General features: G+C 70.7%; 24 protein-coding genes. 9 read left to right on the forward strand and 15 right to left on the reverse strand.

From position 1 onward, the window contains the following. Window positions 1-36: 36 nt before the first annotated feature. From AB0472_RS39735 to AB0472_RS39765, 7 genes are all read right to left on the reverse strand, one after another. Window positions 37-1,005 carry an SCO1860 family LAETG-anchored protein gene (locus AB0472_RS39735; RefSeq protein WP_366364199.1) on the reverse strand — a complete coding sequence of 323 codons (969 nt, stop codon included), beginning with the start codon at window positions 1,003-1,005 and terminating at the stop codon, window positions 37-39. A gap of 142 nt (window positions 1,006-1,147) precedes the next feature. Beyond that, window positions 1,148-2,239, reverse strand: coding sequence for an amidohydrolase family protein (locus AB0472_RS39740; protein WP_366364201.1), 1,092 nt, complete (start codon window positions 2,237-2,239; stop codon window positions 1,148-1,150). 5 nt (window positions 2,240-2,244) lie between these two features. Next, the gene (locus AB0472_RS39745) at window positions 2,245-2,526 is read right to left on the reverse strand and encodes a hypothetical protein (protein WP_366364203.1); all 282 of its coding nucleotides are present in this window, start codon (window positions 2,524-2,526) and stop codon (window positions 2,245-2,247) included. Beyond that, a complete protein-coding gene (locus tag AB0472_RS39750) occupies window positions 2,523-2,828 on the reverse strand; it encodes a hypothetical protein (RefSeq protein ID WP_366364205.1) in 306 nt (101 codons plus the stop codon). Before AB0472_RS39750 ends, AB0472_RS39745 begins: the two co-directional genes overlap by 4 nt. Before the next feature lie 43 nt (window positions 2,829-2,871). Next, window positions 2,872-3,645 (reverse strand): amino acid ABC transporter ATP-binding protein, encoded by a 774-nt coding sequence (locus AB0472_RS39755; protein WP_366364207.1) that lies wholly within the window; start codon window positions 3,643-3,645, stop codon window positions 2,872-2,874. Continuing rightward, window positions 3,642-4,478, reverse strand: coding sequence for an amino acid ABC transporter permease (locus tag AB0472_RS39760; protein ID WP_366364209.1), 837 nt, complete (start codon window positions 4,476-4,478; stop codon window positions 3,642-3,644). The genes AB0472_RS39755 and AB0472_RS39760 overlap by 4 nt, the downstream gene beginning before the upstream one ends. After that, window positions 4,475-5,329 (reverse strand): ABC transporter substrate-binding protein, encoded by an 855-nt coding sequence (locus AB0472_RS39765; protein ID WP_366364211.1) that lies wholly within the window; start codon window positions 5,327-5,329, stop codon window positions 4,475-4,477. Before AB0472_RS39765 ends, AB0472_RS39760 begins: the two co-directional genes overlap by 4 nt. Window positions 5,330-5,547: 218 nt before the next feature. Here AB0472_RS39765 and AB0472_RS39770 point away from each other — a divergent pair, with 218 nt between their 5' ends. The 5 genes from AB0472_RS39770 (at window position 5,548) to thpD (ending at window position 10,054) form a co-directional block, all read left to right on the forward strand. Next, window positions 5,548-6,645, forward strand: coding sequence for an aminotransferase class V-fold PLP-dependent enzyme (locus AB0472_RS39770; protein WP_366364213.1), 1,098 nt, complete (start codon window positions 5,548-5,550; stop codon window positions 6,643-6,645). A gap of 290 nt (window positions 6,646-6,935) precedes the next feature. Beyond that, entirely contained in the window at window positions 6,936-7,451 is a 516-nt protein-coding gene (ectA, locus tag AB0472_RS39775; protein WP_366364215.1) for a diaminobutyrate acetyltransferase, read from the forward strand. 11 nt (window positions 7,452-7,462) lie between these two features. Continuing rightward, on the forward strand, window positions 7,463-8,734 hold the full coding sequence (gene ectB, locus AB0472_RS39780) for a diaminobutyrate--2-oxoglutarate transaminase (RefSeq protein WP_366364217.1): 1,272 nt from the start codon (window positions 7,463-7,465) through the stop codon (window positions 8,732-8,734). 31 nt (window positions 8,735-8,765) lie between these two features. Continuing rightward, entirely contained in the window at window positions 8,766-9,164 is a 399-nt protein-coding gene (locus AB0472_RS39785; RefSeq protein WP_366364219.1) for an ectoine synthase, read from the forward strand. Between the two features lie 2 nt (window positions 9,165-9,166). Then, window positions 9,167-10,054, forward strand: a complete 888-nt coding sequence (thpD, locus tag AB0472_RS39790; protein WP_366364221.1) for an ectoine hydroxylase — start codon at window positions 9,167-9,169, stop codon at window positions 10,052-10,054. 60 nt (window positions 10,055-10,114) lie between these two features. On the opposite strand, the gene AB0472_RS39795 is transcribed toward thpD, so the two are convergent. The 5 genes from AB0472_RS39795 to AB0472_RS39815 all read right to left on the reverse strand — a co-directional run bounded on the left by AB0472_RS39795 (window position 10,115) and on the right by AB0472_RS39815 (window position 14,934). Beyond that, a complete protein-coding gene (locus AB0472_RS39795; protein ID WP_366364223.1) occupies window positions 10,115-11,176 on the reverse strand; it encodes an aminotransferase class V-fold PLP-dependent enzyme in 1,062 nt (353 codons plus the stop codon). A 96-nt stretch (window positions 11,177-11,272) separates the two neighbouring features. Beyond that, window positions 11,273-11,989: a DsbA family oxidoreductase gene (locus tag AB0472_RS39800; protein WP_366364225.1), complete on the reverse strand. Its 717-nt coding sequence runs from the start codon at window positions 11,987-11,989 to the stop codon at window positions 11,273-11,275. Window positions 11,990-12,069: 80 nt separating this feature from the next. Then, entirely contained in the window at window positions 12,070-12,567 is a 498-nt protein-coding gene (locus AB0472_RS39805; protein WP_366364227.1) for a GNAT family N-acetyltransferase, read from the reverse strand. Window positions 12,568-12,640: 73 nt separating this feature from the next. Then, window positions 12,641-13,249, reverse strand: a complete 609-nt coding sequence (locus AB0472_RS39810; RefSeq protein WP_366364228.1) for a DUF1349 domain-containing protein — start codon at window positions 13,247-13,249, stop codon at window positions 12,641-12,643. Between the two features lie 155 nt (window positions 13,250-13,404). Next, entirely contained in the window at window positions 13,405-14,934 is a 1,530-nt protein-coding gene (locus AB0472_RS39815; RefSeq protein ID WP_366364230.1) for an aldehyde dehydrogenase (NADP(+)), read from the reverse strand. Window positions 14,935-15,101: 167 nt separating this feature from the next. Here AB0472_RS39815 and AB0472_RS39820 point away from each other — a divergent pair, with 167 nt between their 5' ends. Next, entirely contained in the window at window positions 15,102-15,875 is a 774-nt protein-coding gene (locus tag AB0472_RS39820) for an IclR family transcriptional regulator (RefSeq protein ID WP_366364232.1), read from the forward strand. 94 nt (window positions 15,876-15,969) lie between these two features. Next, window positions 15,970-17,427 (forward strand): penicillin-binding transpeptidase domain-containing protein, encoded by a 1,458-nt coding sequence (locus AB0472_RS39825; RefSeq protein WP_366364234.1) that lies wholly within the window; start codon window positions 15,970-15,972, stop codon window positions 17,425-17,427. A gap of 81 nt (window positions 17,428-17,508) precedes the next feature. On the opposite strand, the gene AB0472_RS39830 is transcribed toward AB0472_RS39825, so the two are convergent. Continuing rightward, window positions 17,509-18,960: an NCS2 family permease gene (locus tag AB0472_RS39830; RefSeq protein WP_366364236.1), complete on the reverse strand. Its 1,452-nt coding sequence runs from the start codon at window positions 18,958-18,960 to the stop codon at window positions 17,509-17,511. 283 nt (window positions 18,961-19,243) lie between these two features. On the opposite strand from AB0472_RS39830, the gene AB0472_RS39835 reads away from it, so the two are divergent. Together AB0472_RS39835 and AB0472_RS39840 are read left to right on the forward strand one after the other, a co-directional pair. Further along, window positions 19,244-19,816, forward strand: a complete 573-nt coding sequence (locus AB0472_RS39835) for a SigE family RNA polymerase sigma factor (RefSeq protein WP_366364238.1) — start codon at window positions 19,244-19,246, stop codon at window positions 19,814-19,816. Beyond that, on the forward strand, window positions 19,813-20,643 hold the full coding sequence (locus tag AB0472_RS39840) for a hypothetical protein (RefSeq protein WP_366364240.1): 831 nt from the start codon (window positions 19,813-19,815) through the stop codon (window positions 20,641-20,643). The genes AB0472_RS39835 and AB0472_RS39840 overlap by 4 nt, the downstream gene beginning before the upstream one ends. A gap of 120 nt (window positions 20,644-20,763) precedes the next feature. On the opposite strand, the gene AB0472_RS39845 is transcribed toward AB0472_RS39840, so the two are convergent. Both AB0472_RS39845 and AB0472_RS39850 read right to left on the reverse strand, forming a co-directional pair. Then, entirely contained in the window at window positions 20,764-21,561 is a 798-nt protein-coding gene (locus AB0472_RS39845) for an HAD family acid phosphatase (protein ID WP_366364242.1), read from the reverse strand. A 130-nt stretch (window positions 21,562-21,691) separates the two neighbouring features. Continuing rightward, on the reverse strand, window positions 21,692-22,804 hold the full coding sequence (locus tag AB0472_RS39850) for a chondroitinase-B domain-containing protein (RefSeq protein WP_366364244.1): 1,113 nt from the start codon (window positions 22,802-22,804) through the stop codon (window positions 21,692-21,694). Window positions 22,805-22,809 lie beyond the last annotated feature (5 nt).

The raw sequence follows: 22,809 nt of genomic DNA on the forward strand, positions 1-22,809 counted from the left end.
GTGCCGCGCTGATCTACGAGACCAGCTACAACGCGGTCATCCGGGACAACACGATCCGGCGGAACAACTTGGTCGAGGGCCGCAGCTGCGGCGCGTCAGCACAAACGCGCCTCCCCCGGCGACCACGAGTACGAGCGCGCCGCCCGCCACGTACGGCGTCACCGAACTGCCGCCCGTCTCCGCCAGCTTCGTCTCCTTCTCCGGGGCGCCCTGCACCTTCACGTCGGACACCGGGTCGGACGGGTCGGACGGGTGGGCGGGGTCCGCCGGGGCCGCCGCGGGGTCGGGTGGCGTCTCGCAGGTCGTCCTCGCCAGGGTCACGGTTCCCGTCACCTCGGCCACGTTGAGCTTCAGCGGGTTGATGGAGACCCTGAGTTCGAGGGCGCTGGCCGCCGCCGTGGTCGAGGTCGTCTCGCGCTTGGACAGGTCGAGGCGGACCTCGCCGACGCCGGGGACCTTGACGTCGGTGGGGCCGCCCGCGCTCAGTGTCACGCGCTTGCCGAGCACGGTGACGGCGCCGAGCACGTCGGCGTCGGCCTCCGGCCGTCCGCCGGTCTCGCAGGTGGCCCTGGAGGTGACCGTGTCGAGTTCGACGAGGGACAGCAGGGGCAGGCCGGGCAGGTGCAGCCGGGCGTGGGCGAGGTGGACGGCGGCCTCGGCGCGGTCGGCGGAGGCGGTGGCCCTCGCCGAGGCGACGTCCGCACCGAGGACGTTGAACGGCTTGCCGCCGTCGACTCCGTCGAGGGTCGCGGTCAGCGCCGTCCGGTCGGCGCTCCGCGGTGCCTGGACCTCGTTGAGGGAGACCGCGAGCGGGACGTTCACGGTCTTGTTCAGGAGGGAGACGTCGAGGCCGGTGCGCAGGACGACCGCGCTCGCGCGACCGTGGTCGGTGGTCGCGTGTGCGGTGCCCGCGCCGGCCAGGGCCGCGGGACCGGCGGCCAGGGCCGTGGCCGTCGCGAGGGTCGCGAGACGGCGTGCGGGCGTACGGAATGCGTCGGTGTTCAAGGTGGTGGGACCCCCAGAGGAAACTTGCTCGGGACCCGCCAAGAATTACGCACTGTGGGTGAACGGGCAGCAATCCTGCGTCACTTCACTCAATAGTGGACTTTCCGCGCACGTATTCGACTCGGTCGGCACAGGAGTTCCCTTACTCCACGACCTGCCCGTTCAGCACCACTCTCCGGGGGGATGCGAGGACGCGCACGTCCGCGCGCGGGTCGCTCTCGTACACCACCAGGTCCGCCGGTGCGCCCTCCTCCAGACCAGGCCTGCCCAGCCAGGCGCGGGCCGCCCAGCTGGTCGCCGCGAGCGCGTCGCGGGGCGGGATCCCGGCGGTGACGAGTTCGGCGACCTCGCCCGCGACCAGGCCGTGGGCGAGGGAGCCGCCGGCGTCGGTGCCGACGTACACCGGGATCCCGGCGTCGTAGGCGGCCCGGACGGTGTCGTAGCGGCGCTCGTACAGCCGGCGCATGTGGGCCGACCAGCGGGGGAACCTGGCCTCGCCGCCCGCCGCCAGGTCCGGGAAGGTGGCGATGTTGACGAGGGTCGGGACGATCGCGACGCCGCGCTCGGCGAAGAGGGGGATCAGGTCCTCGGTCAGTCCCGTGGCGTGCTCGATGCAGTCGATGCCGGCCTCGACCAGGTCCTGGAGCGAGTTCTCGGCGAAGCAGTGGGCGGTGACCCGGGCGCCGAGCCGGTGGGCCTCGGCGATGGCCGCCTCGACGGCGTCCCGGGGCCAGCTGGGGGCCAGGTCGCCGAGGTCGCGGTCGATCCAGTCGCCGACCAGCTTGACCCAGCCGTCGCCGCGCCGGGCCTCCTCTGCGACGTACGCGACCAGGTCGGCGGGCTCGATCTCGTGGGCGAAGTTCCTGATGTAGCGGCGGGTGCGGGCGATGTGCCGGCCGGCCCGGACGATCTTCGGGAGGTCGTCGCGGTCGTCGACCCAGCGGGTGTCGGACGGCGAGCCCGCGTCCCGGATGAGGAGGGTGCCGGCCTCGCGGTCGGTGAGGGCCTGCTTCTCGGCCGTGGCCGCGTCGACCGGGCCGTGCGGGCCGAGGCCGACGTGGCAGTGGGCGTCGACGAGACCGGGGAGCGCCCAGCCCTCGACGGTCCTGGTGTCACGGGCGCCGGCGGGGCGGTCGTAGGAGACCCGGCCGTCCACCACCCACAGCTCGTCGCGGACGTCCTCGGGGCCCACGAGGACCCTGCCCTTCACGTGCAGCACCGCCTGATCGCTCATGGGGCTCAGCCTAGGACGACCGGCAGACCCTCATCGATGCGGCTCTGCAGCCGGCCGCCGTGCACCCGCGGGGCGTCGAGGGAACGCCAGTCCTCCTCGCCTTCGGCGCGCAGCACCTCGGGCACGAGGACCGAGGCCGGGTCGACGTCCCGGGCGAGGTCGGGGCAGGCGGGCGCGACGACGGCGCCGTGCAGGGTGGCGCCGACGAGGTCTGGGCCGAACTCGCCGGACAGGACGGTCGCCCTGGCCCGCAGGTCACCGTGGATCAGGACGAGTTTGTCCGTCATGGCGCCTGGGAAGGCGTCCACGGTGACGCTGCCCGGCACCAGCGGTTCGGCGTCGCCTTCGAGGCAGCTGTAGGCGGCCCGCAGATCGCCGAGGACGACCACCGCCGGGCGGCCGTCGTCGACGACGATGCCGGCGCCGGCGCGTCCAGGTCCAGGTCAAGGCCGCCGGCGACCGCGAGCGGGCCGGGGTGCACGTCGTAGGACTCCTCGTGGAGGTTCCCGTACGACGACTCGGGCAGTCCCCGCCGCTCGAAGAAGGCGACGGTCTCGTCCCCACCGCGTTCCGCGTGCTGTGCGTCCATGCCCGAACCCTCGCACGCGGTACCGACAGCCGGTCCGGCGCGGCTACTCCGTGGTCTCCTCCTCCACCTGGGCCATGGCCGGGTCCAGGAGGCGGGAGAGGAAGTGGCGGGTGCGGGCGTGGGTGGGGTTGCCGATGACCTGGTCCGGGGCACCGTCCTCGACGACGACCCCGCCGTCCATGAAGACGACCCGGTCGGCGACCTCGCGGGCGAAGGTCATCTCGTGGGTGACCACCATCATGGTCATGCCCTCCCGGGCCAGCATCCGCATCACCGCCAGGACGTCCCCGACCAGTTCCGGGTCGAGGGCCGAGGTCGGCTCGTCGAAGAGCATCACCTCGGGGCCCATGGAGAGCGAGCGGGCGATCGCCACCCGCTGCTGCTGGCCGCCGGAGAGGGCGGCGGGGTAGGCGTCCGCCTTCTCGGTCAGACCCACGCGGGCGAGGTTCTCGGCGGCGACCCGTGCCGCCGTCGCCCTGTCCCGGCGCAGCACGCGGCGCTGCGGCAGCGTGAGGTTCTCCGTGACCGTGAGGTGCGGGAACAGGTTGAACTGCTGGAAGACCATGCCGATCCGGCGGCGCACGGCGTCGATGTCGACGTCCGGGTCCGTCAACTCGGTACCGCCGACGAACACCTGCCCCTGGGTGGGCTCTTCCAGGAGGTTGACGCAGCGCAGCAGGGTGGACTTGCCGGAGCCGGAGGGGCCGATGACGCAGACGACCTCGCCCTGGCCGATCTCCAGGTCGATGCCGCGCAGCACCTCGTTGTCGCCGAAGGACTTGTGCAGGCCCTTCACCTCGATCTCGGGTCGGCTCACTTGACGGCCTCCTGGGCCTTCGCCTCCATGCGGCGCACGACGAAGCCGAGCGGGATCGTGACCAGCAGGTAGCACAGGCCGGCGACGAGGATCGGCGTGGAGTTGGCGGTCGTACTGGCCAGGTCGCGGCCGTACTTGGACAGTTCGCGCTCCTCCAGGGTGACGCCGAGGAAGAGGACCAGGGAGGAGTCCTTGAAGAGGAGCACCAGTTCGTTGGTCAGCGGCGGGAGGATGATGCGGAACGCCTGCGGGATGACGATCGAGACCATGGCGCGGGCGGGTGAGAAGCCCAGTGAACGGGCGGCTTCCAGCTGTCCCCTGGGGACCGCCTGGATGCCCGCCCGGATCGTCTCGGCCATGTAGGCGGCGGCGACCAGGCCGAGCGCGAGGGCCACCTTGCCGTAGGTGCCGCCGACGATCTCGGTGCCGGGGAAGGCGAGCGGGACGGCGACGCCGATGAAGATGAAGATCAGCAGGGCGGGCAGGCCGCGGAAGATCTCGATGTAGATGCCGGCCAGCCAGCGGTAGGGGCCGACCGACGACAGCCGCATGAGCGCGATCACCATGCCGAGGGCCAGTCCGACGACGAAGCCGGACAGGGTGTAGAGCACGGTGTTCTTCAGCGCCAGCGTGATGACGTCCGGGAACATCTGCTTGGCGATGTCCCACTGGGCGAACTGGTTCTGCAGCCGTCCCCAGTCGGCGCCGACGGCGAAGGCGACGACGGCGGCGACGAAGACGACGTACTGCGCCCCGCGCGACAGCCGGCGCCGCTGCCGCCGGGACAGGCCCTTGCGGCGCGGCTGGAGTTCCGTGTCCGTGCCTGCGGTCATGAGGCGGCGGGGGACGCGGCCGAGGCGTCGTAGGGGCCGATCCACTTCTCGTACAGCTTCTTGTACGTGCCGTCGGCCTTGGCGTCGGCGATCGCCTTGTTGACGGCGGAGAGCAGCTTGGTGTTGCCCTTCTTCACCGTGAAGCCGTACTGCTCGCCGGTGTTGATGTTGCCGGCGACCTGGAAGGCGTTCGCGTTGGCCTTGTCCTTCAGCCAGCCCTGGACCACCGGGTAGTCGATGACGACGGCCTTGACCTGGCCGGTGCGCAGACCGTTGAGGACGGCGTCGGAGGACTCGAAGGAGACCGGGTCGAAGCCCTGCTTGCTGACGTAGTCCTCGCCGGTGGTCTGCGCCTGGGCGCCCAGCTTGACCTTCTTGGCCTTGGCGTCGGCGAGCGAGGTGATGCCGCTGTTCCTGTCGACGAGGAGGGCCTGGGTGGCGTCGAAGTACGGGTCGGAGAAGTCGACGTTCTTCTTCCGTTCGGCGGTGATGGTCATGCCGGCCGCGGCCAGGTCGCACTCGCCGGAGTTGAGGAAGGCGCCGGTCTTGAAGTTCTCGAACGGCGTGTCGAGGATCTGCTGCTTCACGCCGAGGTTCTTGGCGACCAGGTCGATCATCGAGACGTCGAAGCCCTGCACCTTGCCGTCGATCTCCGACTGGAACGGCGGGTACGGCAGGTGGGTGCAGGTGGTGAGCTGCCCGGCCTTGACGAGTTCGACCCCGCCGGCGGCCGTCCTGGAGGCGCTGGAGCCGTTGCCGCTCGACGTGCAGCCGGCCACGAGGGCCAGCCCGGCCGCGGCGGTGACGGCGGCCAGGGCGCGAGCCCGGCGGCGCCCGAGGAGCGTGGTCACGAGACCTCCCGTGAGTCTGTGGGGAAGCTCCCGATGATCTGTGGGGGAGCTTTGGATTCCGGTTCTACGGGTTCCGATTATAAGGAGATGTTTGAGTTCCCCAAACCAAACCGAGGGTTGAGGGACCGCCCGACCTAGGAAGTCGCCGGTCGGAGCGGTGAAGGGGCGGCGGTTACGCTCGTCTTGATCCACCTGCCGCGACTGAGGAGAGCCCTGCCGTGACCCACCCCTTCCTCGACCTGCCCCCGCTGACCGCCGCCCGCTTCGCCGCGATCGAGGACCGGGTGGCCCGGCTGCTGGACACCCGCCAGGACGTCGTGATCATGCAGGGTGAGGCACTGCTGCCGCTGGAGGGCGCGATCAGGGCGGCGGCGGGGCCGGGGACGACCGCACTGAACGTGATCACCGGCCCGTACGGGCAGACGTTCGGGAACTGGCTGCGGGACTGCGGTGCGACGGTGATCGACCTCGCGGTGCCCTTCCACACGGCGGTGACGGCCGCACAGGTCCGCGAGGCGTTCGCCGAACATCCGGAGATCGACTTCGTGTCCCTGGTGCACGCGGAGGCGGCGACCGGCAACACCAACCCGGTCGCGGAGATCGGCGAGGCGGTACGGGCCCACGGCGCCCTCTTCTACCTGGACGCGGTCGCCTCGGTGGGGGCCGAGCCGGTGCTGCCGGACGCGTGGGGCGTGGATCTGTGCGTGATCGGGGCGCAGAAGGCGATGGGCGGCCCGGCCGGCGTCTCGGCGGTGTCGGTGAGCGAGCGGGCGTGGGCCCGGATGGCGGCGAACCCGAACGCCCCGCGCCGCTCCTACCTCTCCCTGCTGGACTGGAAGGAGCGCTGGGTCGACGGCGGCCGCAAGGTGCTGCTGCACGCGCCGGCACAGCTGGAGATGCTGGCGCTGGAGGCGTGCGTCGAGCGGATCGAGGCGGACGGCCCGGAGACCGTGATGGCCCGGCACCGTAGGGCCGCGCTGGCCACCCGGGCCGGGGCGGTGGCCCTCGGCGGCGGCCTGGAGCCGTACGTGTACGCGGAGTCCGACGCGGCGCCGGTCGCCACGACCCTGCGGGTGCCGCCGGGCGTGGTGGCGTCGGAGCTGGTCGCCGAGGCCCTGGCGGGCGACGGCGCCCTGCCGCTGGCCGCGGGCGGGGGCGCCCTGGCCGGGGAGATGATCCGGGTCAACCACTACGGAGTGGACGCGACGGTCGGCGCCGTCCGGTCGAGCCTGGCGGCGATCGGCGCGGGACTGGCGAGGCGGGGGCTGGCGGTGGACCCGGAGGGTGCCGGGCGGGCGGTCGAGTCCGCCTGGTGACAGCAGGCCGGACGGTTGCGGGAGCGGGCAGTCGGTGTTCCCGGCGCCTGAATTCAAGGAAATCCCGAATTGGTTTTCGGTGGATGGCTTACCCGAGTTCTTCTGCCCGCTTTTTGCGCAACTAAACAGAGGGAATTTCGTCCAGGTTTCAACCCTGTGACACACTCCACACGGTGGGGTAATTTGCCCGCTTTGCGGCGGGATATATATGGACATACAGGCAGCGCAGATTCAGCCACCGGTCGCACCCGCCGTGCGTTTTCGCATTTGCCTCGCTAAATTCAATTCGCATGACTGCCCCACAAGCAGACCTGGTCGTCGACCGCCCGCTGGTGACCGACGGTGCCGCTCTCTGGCGAATCGCCAAGGATTCCGGAAGCCTCGATCTCAACTCCTCGTACAGCTATCTGCTGTGGTGCCGGGATTTCGCCGGCACCTCGGCGGTGGCGCGGGGCGCGGACGGCGAGCCCGTCGGGTTCGTGACCGGATACACCCGGCCGGACCGACCGGACACGCTGCTCGTCTGGCAGGTGGCCGTGGATGCCGCGCAGCGCGGGCGCGGCATCGCGGCGCGGCTGCTGGACGGACTCACGGCACGGGTGGCCGCCGACCGGCCGCTGACCGCCGTCGAGACCACCATCACGCCCGGCAACACCGCCTCCGAGCGCCTGTTCACCGCGTACGCCGCCCGGCACGGCGCCGTCGTCGAGCGCACGGTGCTGTTCGAGGCAGGTGAGTTCCCCGACGGTCCGCACGACCCCGAAGTCCTGTACCGCATCGGCCCCTTGACCCCCACATCACACTGAGGAGCCCCGCCGTGACCATCATCCAGCCCGACCTCAGCGTCTTCGAGACCCTGGAGTCCGAGGTCCGCAGCTACTGCCGCGGCTGGCCGACCGTGTTCGACCGGGCCCGGGGCAGCCGCATGTACGACGAGGACGGCCACGAGTACCTCGACTTCTTCGCCGGCGCCGGATCACTCAACTACGGCCACAACAACCCGGTACTGAAACGGGCGCTGCTCGACTACCTGGAACGGGACGGCGTCACCCACGGTCTCGACATGTCGACGACGGCCAAGCGGTCGTTCCTGCAGACGTTCCAGGACCTGGTGCTGCGGCCGCGCGAGCTGCCGTACAAGGTCATGTTCCCGGGGCCGACGGGGACGAACGCCGTCGAGTCGGCGCTCAAGCTCGCCCGGAAGGTGAAGGGGCGCGAGGCGATCGTGTCGTTCACCAACGCGTTCCACGGGATGTCCCTCGGCTCGCTCGCCGTCACCGGCAACGCGTTCAAACGGGCCGGGGCCGGGGTCCCGCTGGTGCACGGGACGCCGATGCCGTTCGACAACTACTTCGACGGGACGGTGCCGGACTTCCTGTGGTTCGAGCGACTCCTCGAGGACCAGGGGTCCGGACTCAACAAGCCGGCCGCGGTGATCGTGGAGACCGTGCAGGGCGAGGGCGGCATCAACGTCGCCCGGCCCGAGTGGCTGCGCGCCCTGAAGGCGCTCTGCGAGCGGCAGGACATGCTGCTGATCGTCGACGACATCCAGATGGGCTGCGGACGTACCGGTGCCTTCTTCTCCTTCGAGGAGTCGGGGATCGTCCCGGACATCGTCACCGTGTCCAAGTCCATCAGCGGCTACGGGCTGCCGATGTCGCTGTGCCTGTTCCGGCCCGAGCTGGACGTGTGGGAGCCGGGCGAGCACAACGGCACCTTCCGCGGCAACAACCCCGCCTTCGTCACCGCGGCCGCCGCCCTGGAGAGCTACTGGACCGACGGCCCGGCGATGGAGAAGCAGACCCGGACCAAGGGCGAGCAGGTCGAGCAGGGGCTCATCGCGATCGTCGAGGAGAACCTGGCCGACGTGCGCGAGTACCGGGGGCGGGGCCTGGTGTGGGGCCTGGAGTTCCACGACAAGGAACGGGCCGGGCGGATCGCCCGGCGCGCCTTCGAACTCGGGCTGCTCATCGAGACGTCGGGGCCGGAGAGCGAGGTCGTCAAGCTGCTGCCCGCCCTGACCGTCACCCCGGACGAGCTGGACGAGGGACTGAGCGTCCTCGCCCGCGCCGTCCGCGAGACCGTCTGACCGATCAGAACCGAGGAGGCTGTACACCACCGTGATCGTCCGTTCGTTCAAGGAGACCGAAGGCACCGACCGGCATGTGAAGTCCGCGTCCGGGACCTGGGAGAGCAAACGCATCGTCCTCGCGAAGGAGCGGGTCGGCTTCTCGCTGCACGAGACGATCCTGTACGCGGGCACCGAGACGTCGATGTGGTACGCCAACCACATCGAGGCCGTCGTCTGCGTCGAGGGCGAGGCCGAGCTGACCGACCACGAGACCGGGACGTCGTACACGATCACCCCCGGGACCATGTACCTCCTCGACGGGCACGAGCGGCACTCGCTGCGCGTCAAGGAGGACTTCCGCTGCATCTGCGTGTTCAACCCGCCGGTCACCGGCCGGGAGGACCACGACGAGAACGGCGTCTATCCCCTGCTGACGGAGGAGGGCTGACCATGACCACCATCACCGACCTCTACCCGAGCCGCGGCCCCGTCGAGGTCGCCGTCCCCCGCAAGGACCCGGTCGTCTGGTCGGCGCCCGGCGGTCCCGGGCCGATCGCGACGGACCGGCTGGAGGCCTTCGAGCGCGACGGCTTCCTCACCGTCGACCAGCTCATCGGGGACGACGAGGTCGCCGTGTACCAGCGGGAGCTGGAGCGGCTGATCACCGACCCGGCGATCCGGGCCGACGAACGCTCCATCGTCGAGCCGCAGTCCAAGGAGATACGGTCCGTCTTCGAGGTGCACCGGATCAGCGAGGTGTTCGCGAACCTGGTGCGCGACGAGCGGGTGGTCGGCCGGGCCCGGCAGATCCTCGGCTCGGACGTGTACGTCCACCAGTCCCGGATCAACGTCAAGCCGGGGTTCGGCGCCAGCGGCTTCTACTGGCACTCGGACTTCGAGACCTGGCACGCCGAGGACGGCCTGCCGAACATGCGCACGGTGTCCGTCTCGATCGCCCTGACCGAGAACCACGACACCAACGGCGGCCTGATGATCATGCCGGGCTCGCACCGGACGTTCCTGGGCTGCGCCGGCGCCACGCCCGAGGACAACTACAAGAAGTCGCTGCAGATGCAGGACGCGGGCACCCCGTCGGACGAGGCGCTGACGGAACTGGCCTCGCGGCACGGCATCAGGCTGTTCACCGGCAGGGCCGGGTCGGCGACCTGGTTCGACTGCAACTGCATGCACGGCTCCGGCGACAACATCACGCCGTTCCCGCGCAGCAACGTCTTCATCGTGTTCAACAGCGTGGAGAACACCGCGGTGGAACCGTTCGCCGCACCGGTACGCCGGCCGGAGTTCATCGGGGCGCGGGACTTCACGCCGATCCGCTGAGCGTTCAACCCGCTCCCCTTCAGGGGCCGTCACGTCCGTCGTGGCGGCCCCTGAGCCGGTTCAGCCCGCGAGGGCGTCGAGGAGCCGGTCCACGTCGGCGGGGGTGTTGAAGAGGTGGAAGGCCGCGCGCAGGTTGCCCGCGCGGTCGGAGACCTCGATGCCGGCCCGGCTCAGTGCGGGCTGCCGGCCGCCGAGCCCGGGGACCGAGACGATCGCCGAGCCGGGCGCGGGCACCGGTTCGTGCCCGAGGGCCGCGAGACCGGCGCGGAACCGGTCGGCGAGGCCCACGTCGTGGGCGTGCACGGCGGTCATGCCGAGCTCCTCGATCAGGTCGAGCGAGCGGCGCAGGCCGGCGAACGTGAACAGGGCGTGGGTGAGGTCGAACCGGCGTGCGGAGTGGGCGAGTTCGGCGACCGGTCCGTAGCAGCTGAGCCACGGTTCCTCGCCCGCGACCCAGCCCGCGAGCAGCGGGGTGAGGCCGCCGAAGTCCTCGGGGAGCACGAGGAAGGCCACACCGTGCGGTCCGAGCAGCCACTTGAAGGAGACGGAGGCGGTGAAGTCGTACCCGTCGGCGTCCATCGGCAGCCAGCCGGCCGCCTGGGAGAAGTCGACGTAGGTGCGGGCCCCGTGCGCACCGGCGGCCTCCCGGAGCGCGGGCAGGTCGGCGAGCCGGCCGTCCGCCGACTGGACCGCGCTGACCGCCACGAGTGCGGTGTCCGGGCGGACGGAGTCCGCGAGGCGCTCCAGCGGCACCGCGCGGACCTTCAGGTCGCCGCGGACGTGGAACGGGTTCAGTACGGAGGTGAAGTCGTCCTCGGCGGTGAGGACTTCGGCGCCGGCCGGCAGCGAGGCGGCGATCACGCCGGAGTGCGCGGCGACCGAGGCGCCCGCCGCGACCCGGGTCACCGGGACGCCGGCGAGCCGGGCGTAGGCGGCCCGGCACGCCTCCACGTCCTCGTACAGCGGGGTCAGCGGCCGGCCCTCCGCCCGCAGCAGCGCCGCCTCGTGCAGGGCGGCCACGGTACGGGCGGGCAGCAGGCTGTTGCTGGCGGTGTTGAGGTAGATGGTCTTCGGGGCGAACTCGGCGCGGACGAGGCTCTCGAACGTCTCCGTGGTCTCCATGCGTCCACTCTGCGGCCCGGGGAACTCCCCGTCCATTGCGGATTTCTACGCGGATACGCCAAGCGATGCTTATACGACGACCCTGACCTGGCCTTCTCAGTTCTGCGGGACCGCGCACCCGTCCGGCCCGCAGGCCTCCGCGCCGCCCTGGTCGATCAGCTTCAGCGGGGAACGCGCACCCCAGGCCTGGGTGAGGGCCTGCGTGAACACCTCGGCGGGCTGGGCCCCCGAGACCCCGTACTTCCGGTCGAGGACGAAGAACGGCACCCCGTTGGCACCGAGCTCGGCGGCCTCGCGCTCGTCGGCTCGGACCTCGTCGGCGTAGCGGGACGGGTCGGCGAGCACCGCGCGCACGGCCGCCGCGTCCAGCCCGGCCTCCGCGGCCAGCTCCACGAGCCGGTCCTCGCCCTCGGTGAACAGGGACCGCTCCTCGGCGAAGTTCGCCCGGTAGAGGATCTGGATCAGCTCGTCCTGGCGGCCCTGCTCCTTGGCGAAGTGCAGCAGCCGGTGCATGTCGAAGGTGTTGCCGTGGTCGCGGCCCCGGGTCAGGTACGCGAGGCCCTCGCCCGCGGCCTGCGCGCCCAGGTTCTCCTCGCCCGCCTGCGCCTGGGCCTCGCTCATGCCGTACTTCTTGCTGAGCATGGCCAGCACCGGCTGGACGTCGTCCTTGGCGCGGCCGGGGTCCAGCTCGAAGGAGCGGTGCACGACCTCGACGTCGTCGCGGTGCGGGAACGCGGCGAGCGCCTTCTCGAAGCGCGCCTTTCCGACATAGCACCAGGGGCAAGCGATATCGGACCAGATCTCGACGCGCATGTTCTCGGCTCTCCAGGTAGCGACAGGGAACTCCTACAACTGCATGAACCTTCAAACAGCCGCCTTCATTCCCCTCGCTCCTACCCCACCGCGTACCGCAGGTACAGGTGGTGGTCCCCCTCGGCCGGCGGGTTCTCCGGGTCCGGCACCCAGCCCTGGCGGGCGTAGAAGGCCTGGGCCCGCCGGTTGTCCACGTGCACGTCCAGCACGGCGGTCCGCCTGCCCTCGGCCCGCCACTGCTCCAGACAGGCGGCGTGCAGGGCGGTGCCGACCCCGGCCCGCCAGTGCCCGGGGTCGACGTGGAACTGGAACAGCTTGACCGTTTCGGCACCGGCGCCCTCCGGGGTGCGGAACGAGGCGACCCCGATGACGGACCCCGCCTCCACCGCACAGAGCACCTGCCCGTCCGGCCGCTCGACGGCACCGCGCCAGGCGGCCGCCCAGTCCACGCCGTCGTCCGGGAGGCCGTCCGGGTAGTAGGTCGACCGGGCCCGGTGGTGCAGCGCGGCGATGGTCTCCGCCTCGGCGGACAGGGCGGTACGGATCACCCGCAGCCCCTTCCCACGGTTACTGATCATGCAAGGGAGGACGAGCCCGCGCCCGCACCGGTTCCGAGCCGGCGAAGCGGAGCGCCCCCGGGGAGTTCCGCTCTCAGCTTCCGTCGCGCAGGTCGGCCGGCCAGTCGGGCCTGAACTCGATGTGGTCGTAGGTCACCACGCAGCCCTCGCCCATCGGCGACTGGGTCATGAAGCCGACCAGCGCGTTCTCCGTCTCCTTCTCGCCGCCCAGGGTGAACAGCCGGACGAAGACCCACCTCTTGCCGTCCCGGGAGGCGTGGAAGGCGAACGCCCGGCCGGTCCGGCTGATCCGCATCCATACCGAACTGCCCTCCACGGTGAAGGCGTTGGCGTCGTCGGAGTGCCCCCGGGTGACCACCGTGCAGACGGTGGGCACGTCCGGGGAGTTCTCCAGACAGAGCTTGGCCCAGGCCCGGTCGCCGACGTGCACGTACAGCACACCCGCGTCGAAGGCGGCACCGAACCCGACGGTGACCCGGGCGATCAGCTGGAAGTCCCCTTCGGGAGCCCCCAGCAGCCGGGGCGCGTCCGAGGCGGGGTCCAGGGCCTCACCGGTGGGCGACACGAACCGGTCCTGCCGGGCCCCGGCCCACCCGGTGAGCACCCCGTCCTCCTGGAACCAGTGCCCGTCGGGCCCGTAGGTACGGAGCGGAAAAGGAAGTTCGGGAAGTTCGACGTCCATGGTCGGATTGTGTCAGCAGGACTTTTCGGTGCGCGCGCGGGTCAGCGCCCCCGAAGGGGCGCTGGGGGTACCCCCGACCGAAGGCCGGCGGAGGAACTGCGCGACGCAACCACAGCGAACCGGCACTCCGCGACGCATCCCACGCCCCTACGGCGCTACCGCTCCAGAACCCCGTTGAACCGTCGAGGAAGCCCCAGCGGATTGCCGTCCTTCAGCTCGGCCGGCAGCAGAGCCTCCGGCACCCCCTGATAGGCCACCGGCCGCAGCCACCGCTCGATGGCCGTGCCGCCCACGGAGGTCGACGTGGAGGTGGTGGCCGGGTACGGCCCGCCGTGATGCTGGGCCGGGGCCACGGCGACCCCCGTCGGCCATCCGTTCACCAGTACGCGCCCCGCCAGCGGCGTCAGCTCCGCCAGGATCTCCGCCCCCGACCCCTCCCCCGCGGCCTCCTCGGCGGAGACGTGCACCGTCGCCGTGAGGTTCCCCGGCAGCCGCGACAGCACCGCCGTCGCCTCAGCCCGGTCCTCGTAGCGGACCACCACGGTCACCGGCCCGAAGCACTCCTCCAGGAGCAGGTCGTACGCCCCGGCCTCGGCCAGCCGGCCCGCCGGGACCGTCAGGAACCCGGCGCTCACGGTGTGCTCGCCGCCCGCTCCCGGCGTCACCGGGCTCTCCACGTCGGGGAGTCCGGCGCGCTCGGCGACCCCGGCGACGAAGTTGTCCCGCATCCGGTGGTCGAGCAGCACGCCCGCGTCGGTGTTGCTGACCGCGTCCGTCAGAGACTTGACCAGGCCGTCACCGGCGGCGCCGGCCGGCACCAGCACCAGGCCCGGCTTCACGCAGAACTGCCCGACACCCAAGGTCATCGACCCGGCGAGCCCGGTGCCGATCTCCTCGGCCCGCTCGGTGGCCGCGGCCTCCGTGACGAGGACCGGGTTCAGGGAGCCCAGCTCGCCGTGGAAGGGGATCGGCACCGGACGCGCGGCGGCCGCGTCGAAGAGCGCGCGCCCGCCCCGGACGGAACCGGTGAAGCCCGCGGCGGCGATCAGCGGGTGCCCGATCAGCTCGATGCCGGCCTGGAAGCCGTGCACGAGACCGAGCACGGCCTCGGGGATGCCGTGCCCGGCCGCGGCCCGGCGCAGCACCTTGGCGACCAGTTCGGACAGGGCCGGGTGGTCGGGGTGGGCCTTGACGACGACCGGGTTGCCGGCGGCCAGCGCGCTCGCGGTGTCGCCGCCGGCGACGGAGAAGGCGAAGGGGAAGTTGGAGGCCGAGTAGACGGCGACGACGCCCAGCGGGACCTTGTAGCGGCGCAGGTCCGGGACGGGCGGGGTGGCGGTGGCGTCGGGGTGGTTGATGATGACGTCGAGGAAGGCGCCCTCGTCGACGATGTCCGCGAACGCCCGCAGCTGGTAGACGGTACGGGCGAGTTCGCCGGTCAGCCGGACGGGGCCGAGCGCGGTCTCCGCGTCGGCGGCCTCGACCAGCCGGTCCTTGGCCGCGTCGAGTCCGGCGGCGGCCGAGCGCAGGAAGGCCGCACGGACGGTGCGGTCGGCGAGGGAGGCGCGGGCGGCGTGCGCGGCCGTGACGACGGCGTCGACCTCCTCGGCCGTGGCCTCCACCGCAACCTGTTCACGCTGCTTCCCGGTGCGCGGGTCGACGCTCCAGACTGGTGCTGCTGCCACCGCGGGTCCCTCCATGATTGCGTTCTGCCGCATTGTCCGGATCATATTCAGGTCATATCCGGGTCGTTCACCAGCGACGTTCGATATACTGAACGCTGTCTCTGATGATGAATATGCTGTTGGAGACTATAACCTCGGTTTCTCGTCCAACGAAGGGGTCAAGGGCGATGTCGGCAGGCGAGACAGGCGGCGGGGCACAGGTCAAGTCCGCGGTGCGGACCGTGGAGTTGCTGGAGTATTTCGCCGGCCGGCCCGGTATGCACTCCCTCGCGGCCGTCCAGGAGGCCGTCGGATATCCCAAGTCCAGCCTCTACATGTTGCTGCGCACCCTGGTGGAGCTGGGCTGGGTGGAGACGGACGCGACCGGCACCCGGTACGGCATCGGGGTGCGGGCCCTGCTGGTCGGCACCTCGTACATCGACGGCGACGAGGTGGTCGCGGCGGCCCGGCCGACCCTGGACCGGCTCTCCGACGACACCACGGAGACCATCCACCTGGCGCGCCTCGACGGCACGAACGTGGTCTACCTCGCCACCCGCCAGTCGCAGCACTACCTGCGCCCCTTCACCCGGGTCGGCCGCCGGCTGCCCGCGCACTCCACCTCGCTCGGCAAGGCGCTGCTCGCCACCCATACCGACGAGCAGGTCCGCAAGCTGCTGCCGGAGACCCTGCCGGCGCTCACCGAGCACACCCTCACCGACCGCGAGAAGCTCATCGGGGAACTGCACCAGATCCGCGAGCAGGGCTTCGCCATCGACCGCGAGGAGAACACGCTGGGGCTGCGCTGTTTCGGGATCGCGATCCCCTACCGCACGCCGGCCCGCGACGCGATCAGCTGCTCGGTGCCGGTGGCCCGCCTCACCGCCGCCCACGAGCAGATGATCAAGGACGCGTTGTTCGACGCGCGGGACCGTCTGACGCTGGCCACCCGGCGGCTCTGACCCCGGCGGGGCCTGGCCGCCCGCATGAGCAGACGATGAGAAATGCGGCCGAAGGGGAACGTACACCCCGTCCTCGCTCGTCTGTCTGAGCGGGATGAACAAGACGATCAGGCGGGCGTCCGTCTTCGCGCTGCTGCTCGTGCTCGCTCTGCTGGCCAGGGCGACATGGGTGCAGTTCTACGACGGCCAGGCCCTCGCGGACGACACGGACAACCGGCGCAACGCCATCGAGACGTACTCGCAGCCGCTCGGGAACATCGTCGTGGCCGGTGAGTCGATCACCGGCTCGGCGAGGTCCTCGGACGGCAGCGACCTCAGGTACAAGCGCACGTACACGAACGGCAAGCTGTACGCCGCGGTGACGGGCTACGCCTCGCAGAGCTATGCCCCGACCCAGCTGGAGGGGATCTACCAGGACCTGCTGAACGGCACCGACAGCAGACTCAAAACGGTCATGGACACGGTCACCGGCGAGCGCGCCGAACCCGGCGACGTGATCACGACGATCGACCCGGCGGTACAGAAGGCCGCCTACCACGCGCTCGGGAACAAGAAGGGCGCGGCGGTCGCGATCGACCCGAAGACCGGCAGGATCCTGGCGGTCGTGTCGACCCCGTCGTACGACCCCACCTCGCTCACCGACGCCAACAGCGCCGGCACGGCCTGGAAGCGGCTGACCGCCGACAGCGACAAGCCGCTCACCAACCGGGCACTGCGCCAGCCGCTGCCGCCGGGCTCGACGTTCAAGCTGGTGGTCGCGGCGGCGGCCCTGGAGGACGGCCTCTACGCGAACGTCGACGTCAGGACCGACAGCCCCAACCCGTACACCCTGCCGGGCACCACGACCCCGCTGCGGAACGAGAGCGCCTCGGCGCCCTGTGAGAACGCATCGATCCGCACGGCCCTGCGCTACTCCTGCAACAACGTCTTCGGGAAGATGGCCGTCGACCTGGGCCAGGACAAGGTCAGGGCGATGGCGGAGAAGTTCGGCTTCAACGACGACAGGCTGGACGTCCCGGTGCGCGCCTACGCCAGCGTCTACCCGTCGGACATGGACAAGGCCCAGACCGGTCTCTCCGGCATCGGCCAGTTCGACGTGACGGCGACCCCGCTCCAGATGGCCATGGTGTCGGCTGCCATAGCCAACGGCGGCAAGCTGGTCTCCCCTCACATGGTCTCGCAGATCACCGACAGCGGCGGCGACGTGCTGAAGAACTACGACGACGAGGCGGACAGCAAGGAGATCATCAGCTCCTCGACCGCGGAGCAGCTGCAGTCCGCGATGGAGACGGTCGTCAAGGAGGGCACGGGCACGAACGCGCTCATCGACGGCGTGACGGTGGGCGGCAAGACGGGCACGGCCCAGCACGGCGAGAACAACAGCAAGACGCCGTACGCCTGGTTCACGTCGTACGGCAAGTCCGACAGCACCGGCAAGGAGGTCGCGGTGGCGGTCCTGGTCGAACAGTCGGACGCGGCCCGGTCGGAGGTCAGCGGCAACGGGCTGGCGGCGCCGGTGGCCAAGGCGATGATGGAGGCGGCGCTCAGGTAGGCGCCCGGCAAGGGGCGCGGGGAACCGCGCGACCGGCCACGGCGGACCCGCGGCCGGCAACGCACCCTCGCGCCCCACCCCCTACTTCACGCCCAGCACCTGCTCCACCGGATCGATCGCGAAGTAGACCAGGAACAACGCCGACACGGCCCACAACAGCCAGTTGACCTCCTTGGCCTTCCCCAGCACCGCCTTGATCACGACGTACGCCAGGAACCCCGCCCCGATGCCGTCGGTGATGGAGTAGGTGAACGGCATCGCGGCGATCGTCAGAAACGCCGGGATCGCGATCTCGTACCTGTCCCACTCGATGTGCTTGACGTGGGTCATCATCAGGAAGCCCACGGCGATCAGGGCGGGCGCCGCCGCCTGCAGCGGGACGATGGTCAGCAGCGGGGTCAGGAAGAGGGCGAGACCGAACAGGCCGCCGGTGACCAGGTTGGCGAACCCGGTGCGGGCCCCTTCGCCCACGCCCGCCGCCGACTCGATGTACGCCGTGTTGGAGGAGGCCGAGCCGAGGCCGCCGGCCACCGCCGCCGCGCCGTCGATGAAGAGCACCCGCCCGATGCCCGGCACCTGCCCCTGCTCGTCGAGCAGCCCGGCCTCCGCGCTGATGCCGACGATCGTGCCCATGGCGTCGAAGAAGTCGGACAGGATCAGGGTGAAGACGAGCAGGACGGCGGTGAGCACACCGGCCTTGCCGAAGCCGCCGAACAGGCTGAAGTGACCGATGAGCCCGAAGTCGGGCGTGCCCACGACCTTGTCGGGGATCTTCGGCGTGGTCAGGCCCCAGCTCTTGATGTCCGCGGCGGAGTTGATGACGATCGCCACCACGGTCATCGTGACGATGCTGATCAGGATCGCGCCCTTCACCTTCCGCGCGACCAGCGCGATGGTCAGGAGCACACCGACGCAGAAGACGAGCACGGGCCAGCCGGTGAGCCGCCCGACGGCACCGAGCTGCACCGGCACGGTGGTGTCCGCGGCGTCCGGGATCCGGCTGACGAAGCCCGCGTCGACGAAGCCGATGAACGCGATGAACAGGCCGATACCGACGCCGATCGCCTGCTTCAGCTGGTGCGGGATGGCGTTCATGATCGCCTCGCGCAGGCCGGTGAGGACCAGGACGCAGATCAGCAGGCCTTCGAGGACGACCAGGCCCATCGCGTCGGCCCAGCTCATCAGCGGCGCCAGCTGGAAGGCGACGACGGCGTTGAGGCCGAGTCCGGCCGCGATCGCGAGGGGCAGGTTGCCGCCGACGCCCATGACGACCGTCATCACGCAGGCCACCAGCGCGGTGGCGGTGACGAGCTGGCCGGTGTCGAGGGTGTGGCCGAACTTGTCCTTGGCGCTGCCGAGGATGATGGGGTTCAGGACGAGGATGTAGGCCATGGTGAAGAACGTGGCGAAGCCGCCGCGTATCTCCCGGCCGAAGGTGGATCCTCGTTCGGAGATCCTGAAGAACCGGTCGACGCCGTTCCCGGCAGGTGGCGCGGCCCCCTGCGGCCGGGCCGCCTTCTGCGTCTCGGACATGGTCGAACTCCTCGTCCCCTGAGCGTGCGTGTGCGGATGCTGGCTGGATTGTTCCCGCGCCGAACCGGTTTCAGGTTTTCCCCGTGTTACGGAATCGGGCTCGGTGTGGTTCGGTGGACCACACCGCGTCCGGCTCCTCGCACGAAACACGTCGAACCCCCGTACGACGCACACGAAATGATCACTGCTACGCTCCGGATCTCGCCGGAACGTTCCTCCGGACATCCCCATGTCATCGCATGGCATCTCCATGACACGGATTCCCTGACAGAAGAGGTCACCCGTGGGCACAGTCGTCGACGACGCCGCCTCCGTGGAGTTCCATGCCTTCTTCGAGCGCCACTACGCCGAACTCTCGCGTCTCGCCCATCTGTTGACCGGTGAGGCGGACGCCGCCGACGACCTGGCCGCCGACGCCCTGCTGGCGTTGTGGCACCGCTGGGACCGGGTGCGGGCCGCCGACCACCCGGTGGCCTACGCCCGGGGCGTCGTCGCCAACCTGGCCCGCACCCGCATCCGCGGCGCCGTGCGCGAGCGGCGGCGTATCGCCCTGTTCTGGTCGCACCGCGCGGAGACCACCGAGAACCCGGACGTCGCCGCAGTGGTCGACGTCCAGGGTGCGCTGGCCCGTCTGCCGTTCCGCAAGCGGGCGTGCGTGGTGCTCCGGCACGCGTTCGACCTGTCGGAGAAGGACACCGCGCTCGCCCTCGGGATCTCGGTGGGTACCGTTAAGAGCCAGACCTCGAAGGGCATGGCGGAGCTGCAGCGGCTGCTGGGCGACTCCCGGGGTGTTCCGCAGCGGGTGCACGCGGCGATGGCACCGCGGACCGGGGAGAGCGGAGGAAGGAAGCGATGAGGCAGCAGGACGTGCACGACGAGCTGCGCGCCCGGCTGCACGAGGCGGCCGAGGCACACGAACCCGACCGCGCCCGCATCCTGGCCCGGGTCGAGCGGGGCATGTCCGCACCGGGCCGCCCGGACCATCGCGCCACGCTGCCGCCCGTGTTCGGCTGGTTCCGGGTGGCCGGTGCCACGGCCGCGGTCGCCGCGGTCCTCGGCTTCGGCGGCTACGCGGTCGCATCGGCCGTGAAGGACCCGCCCACCGAGAAGACGGTCGCGGTGTCGCCCACTGCCTCCGCGTCCCCGGAGGCGACCAGCCGCCCGCCGTCCCACCGGGCAGCCCCGCCGGCCGCCGGCTCACCCACGGCCCGCACCTCCGAGGCCGGTTCGGCGCCCTCGTCGACCCCGAAGGCCTCCGCCACCCCCGCGGCCCCCGTCGCGAAGGGCGAACAGGACGGCCCGCTCCGGTCGGACGGCTCGGTGGACCCGCACAGCAACGACTTCTGGGCGCAGTCCGACGTGACCCTGAAGACCTCCGGGCAGCTGACGGCACTCACGGTGCGGCTGAAGGTGGCCCAGACCGGCGGGGTGTCCGACACCGGAGCCTGGCGCTCCCTGCCGGAGGCCGACTTCACCCAGTCGGTCACCGAACAGGACGGCTTCCTCGTCTACACGTGGACGCTCAGGCCGGGCAGCACGGTCGCCGTCGGCGAGTGGGTGTTCGCGGGCCAGTACAACCACGAACAGGGCGGCCGCGACGCCAAGGACGACGGCTACACGATCACGGGCACCGCGGACGGCAAGCAGTACGCGGTGACGGGGAACTTCGCGACGGTCCGGTAACTGCAGCGGTGCTGCACGGACGTGTCCGGCGGGGGAGCGAAACGGGCCGGAGGGGCCGCCCCGGCCCGTCTCTGTCTCCAGGTCGCCGCCGTGACCGGAAAGGGTTGCCGCCCTTCCCTGCTACGACACGAAGTACGTCGGGTTCGGCAGCTTGTACGTACGGTCCGCGTGGCCGCCGTCCAGGTCCGAGTACTGGTCGCCGAAGTTGGCGACGATGTCGTACCCGAGGTCCTTCTCGATGTGCTCTCGGGTGCCGGACTTGTACTGCACGGTCGTGCAGGTCCAGCTGCCCGCGGTGGCGCAACCGCTCAGGTACGACGGCGGGTTGGCCGCGTCCTTGAGGAACATGTGCGCGCTGTCGAGGTTGACGTCGGCGCCGATCTTCTTCAGGTTCTCGACCGCGGCGGTGCGCTGCGCCTCGCTGAGCCCGGAGTTGTAGAAGACCTCCACGCCCGCCTTCGCCGCGTACTGGACGAGGTCGGCGCTGCCGAAGACGCCCGGACGGTCGGCCCTGTTGACGTAGGCCGCCCAGGTGGCGCTGTTGTACGTGTAGTTGTAGCGCTTCTCGTAGTCCAGGCTGAGCAGCAGCGTGTCGTCGATGTCGAAGACGACCGCGGGCTTCTCGCCCTTGCGGTGCGCCTTGCGCGCGGCCCGGTCGATGTAGCGCTTGGCGTCCGCGTCGATGCGCGCCAGGTCCTTGGCGTAGGGGCTGGTCGGCGAGGCCTGGTAGACGCCGTTGGCGTCGGCGGCGGTGCCGTAGTAGGTGTCGATGTCCTTCACCAGGAGCCCGATGTTGTACGGCTCGTGGGTGGAGTTCGCGGTCGACTGGCCGGCCGTGGCGGCACCGGCGCCGTAGAGGGCGCCGCCGGCGAGCGCACAGGCCGTGGCGATCGCGGCGAGACGAAGTGACTTATGCATGACAGGAGTTCTACGCGCGTCACCGGGGTGGGCGCGAGACCCGTTGCCCGATCGATATCTCATCGGCGGGCAAAAAACGGGTCAAGCGCCCTGGAAGGAGCCCCTCCGGTTGCCGGTGGCTGCCTCCGGCTCAGTTCATGGTGGCCCCGATGGTCGTGCTCCCCGTCGTCAGGAACGTGGTCGCCGGCAGCGACCCGTCCGACTGCCGGGCGTTGTACGTCGTCGAGGCGTCCGTCGACCTGAAGGCGGGGGTGCCGGTGCCGCTGTCCCAGTTGTTGCCGGCCGACACCACCGAGGAGCCCTTGCTGACCGGCCCGCTGCCGTTGCTCACCGCGAGGTTCTTGCCGAGCCGGGCCGCGCTGGTCGCGAAGTAGTAGCCCCAGCCGCCGTTGGCGTAGGCGGTGGTGCGGTTGATGACGATCGCGCCGGTGTCGGAGTTCTCGGTGAAGCCGTTGCCCGAGTTGCCCCAGGCGGCCGAGTTGTTGACGACGTGCGCGACGGTGACCCCGTTGCCACCCAGCTTGAAGCCGTTGCCGTTGCCCTCGAAGGCGGAGTCGCCCCAGCGGTTGACGCCGTTGCCGAAGGACCAGGTGTGCTCGACGGTGACCGGGGACGAGAACGACCAGAGGTCGATGCCGTCGTCCGAGTTGTTGTACAGCCGGGCGCCGGTGACGAGGTTGCCGGTGCCGGAGCCGAACTTGATGGCGACGCCGTCGGCGTTCTGGCCGTGTGTGGCGGCGTCGTAGTTGCCGTACGAGTCGAGGTTCCTGACCGTGTTGTTCACCGTCCCGTCCCCGGTGAGCGTGAAGCCGGAGTCGCCGCCGTCGATGGTCTTGATGTTGCTCCAGTCGGTGCCGGTGCAGGACTGGCAGACCACCGCGCTGTCCGGGGAGTTCTGGAAGGTGATGTTCGAGACGTTCCAGTAGTCCGCGGTCAGTTTGAAGATCCACTGGCCGGAGGGCAGCGAGGAGCCGTCGATCTTGACCGTCTCCGAGCCGTACGCGGTGAGCGTGACGGGAGCGGAGGAGGTGCCGTCGGCGGTGGACTGGAGGGTGGCCGTCGGGTGGTAGGTGCCGCCGCGGACCTGGATGACCGTGCCGGGGGTGGCGTTCTTGACGGCGTTGGACAGGTCGGTGGAGTTGCTGACCACGACGGTCGCCGCGTGTGCCGGGGTGGCGAGCACGGCGAGGCCGAGCGATGCCGTGGTCACGGCGAGAGCGGTGAAGGTGCTGATGCGACGCATGACGT

The organism is Streptomyces sp. NPDC086777, from assembly GCF_040702065.1.
Classification (GTDB): domain Bacteria; phylum Actinomycetota; class Actinomycetes; order Streptomycetales; family Streptomycetaceae; genus Streptomyces.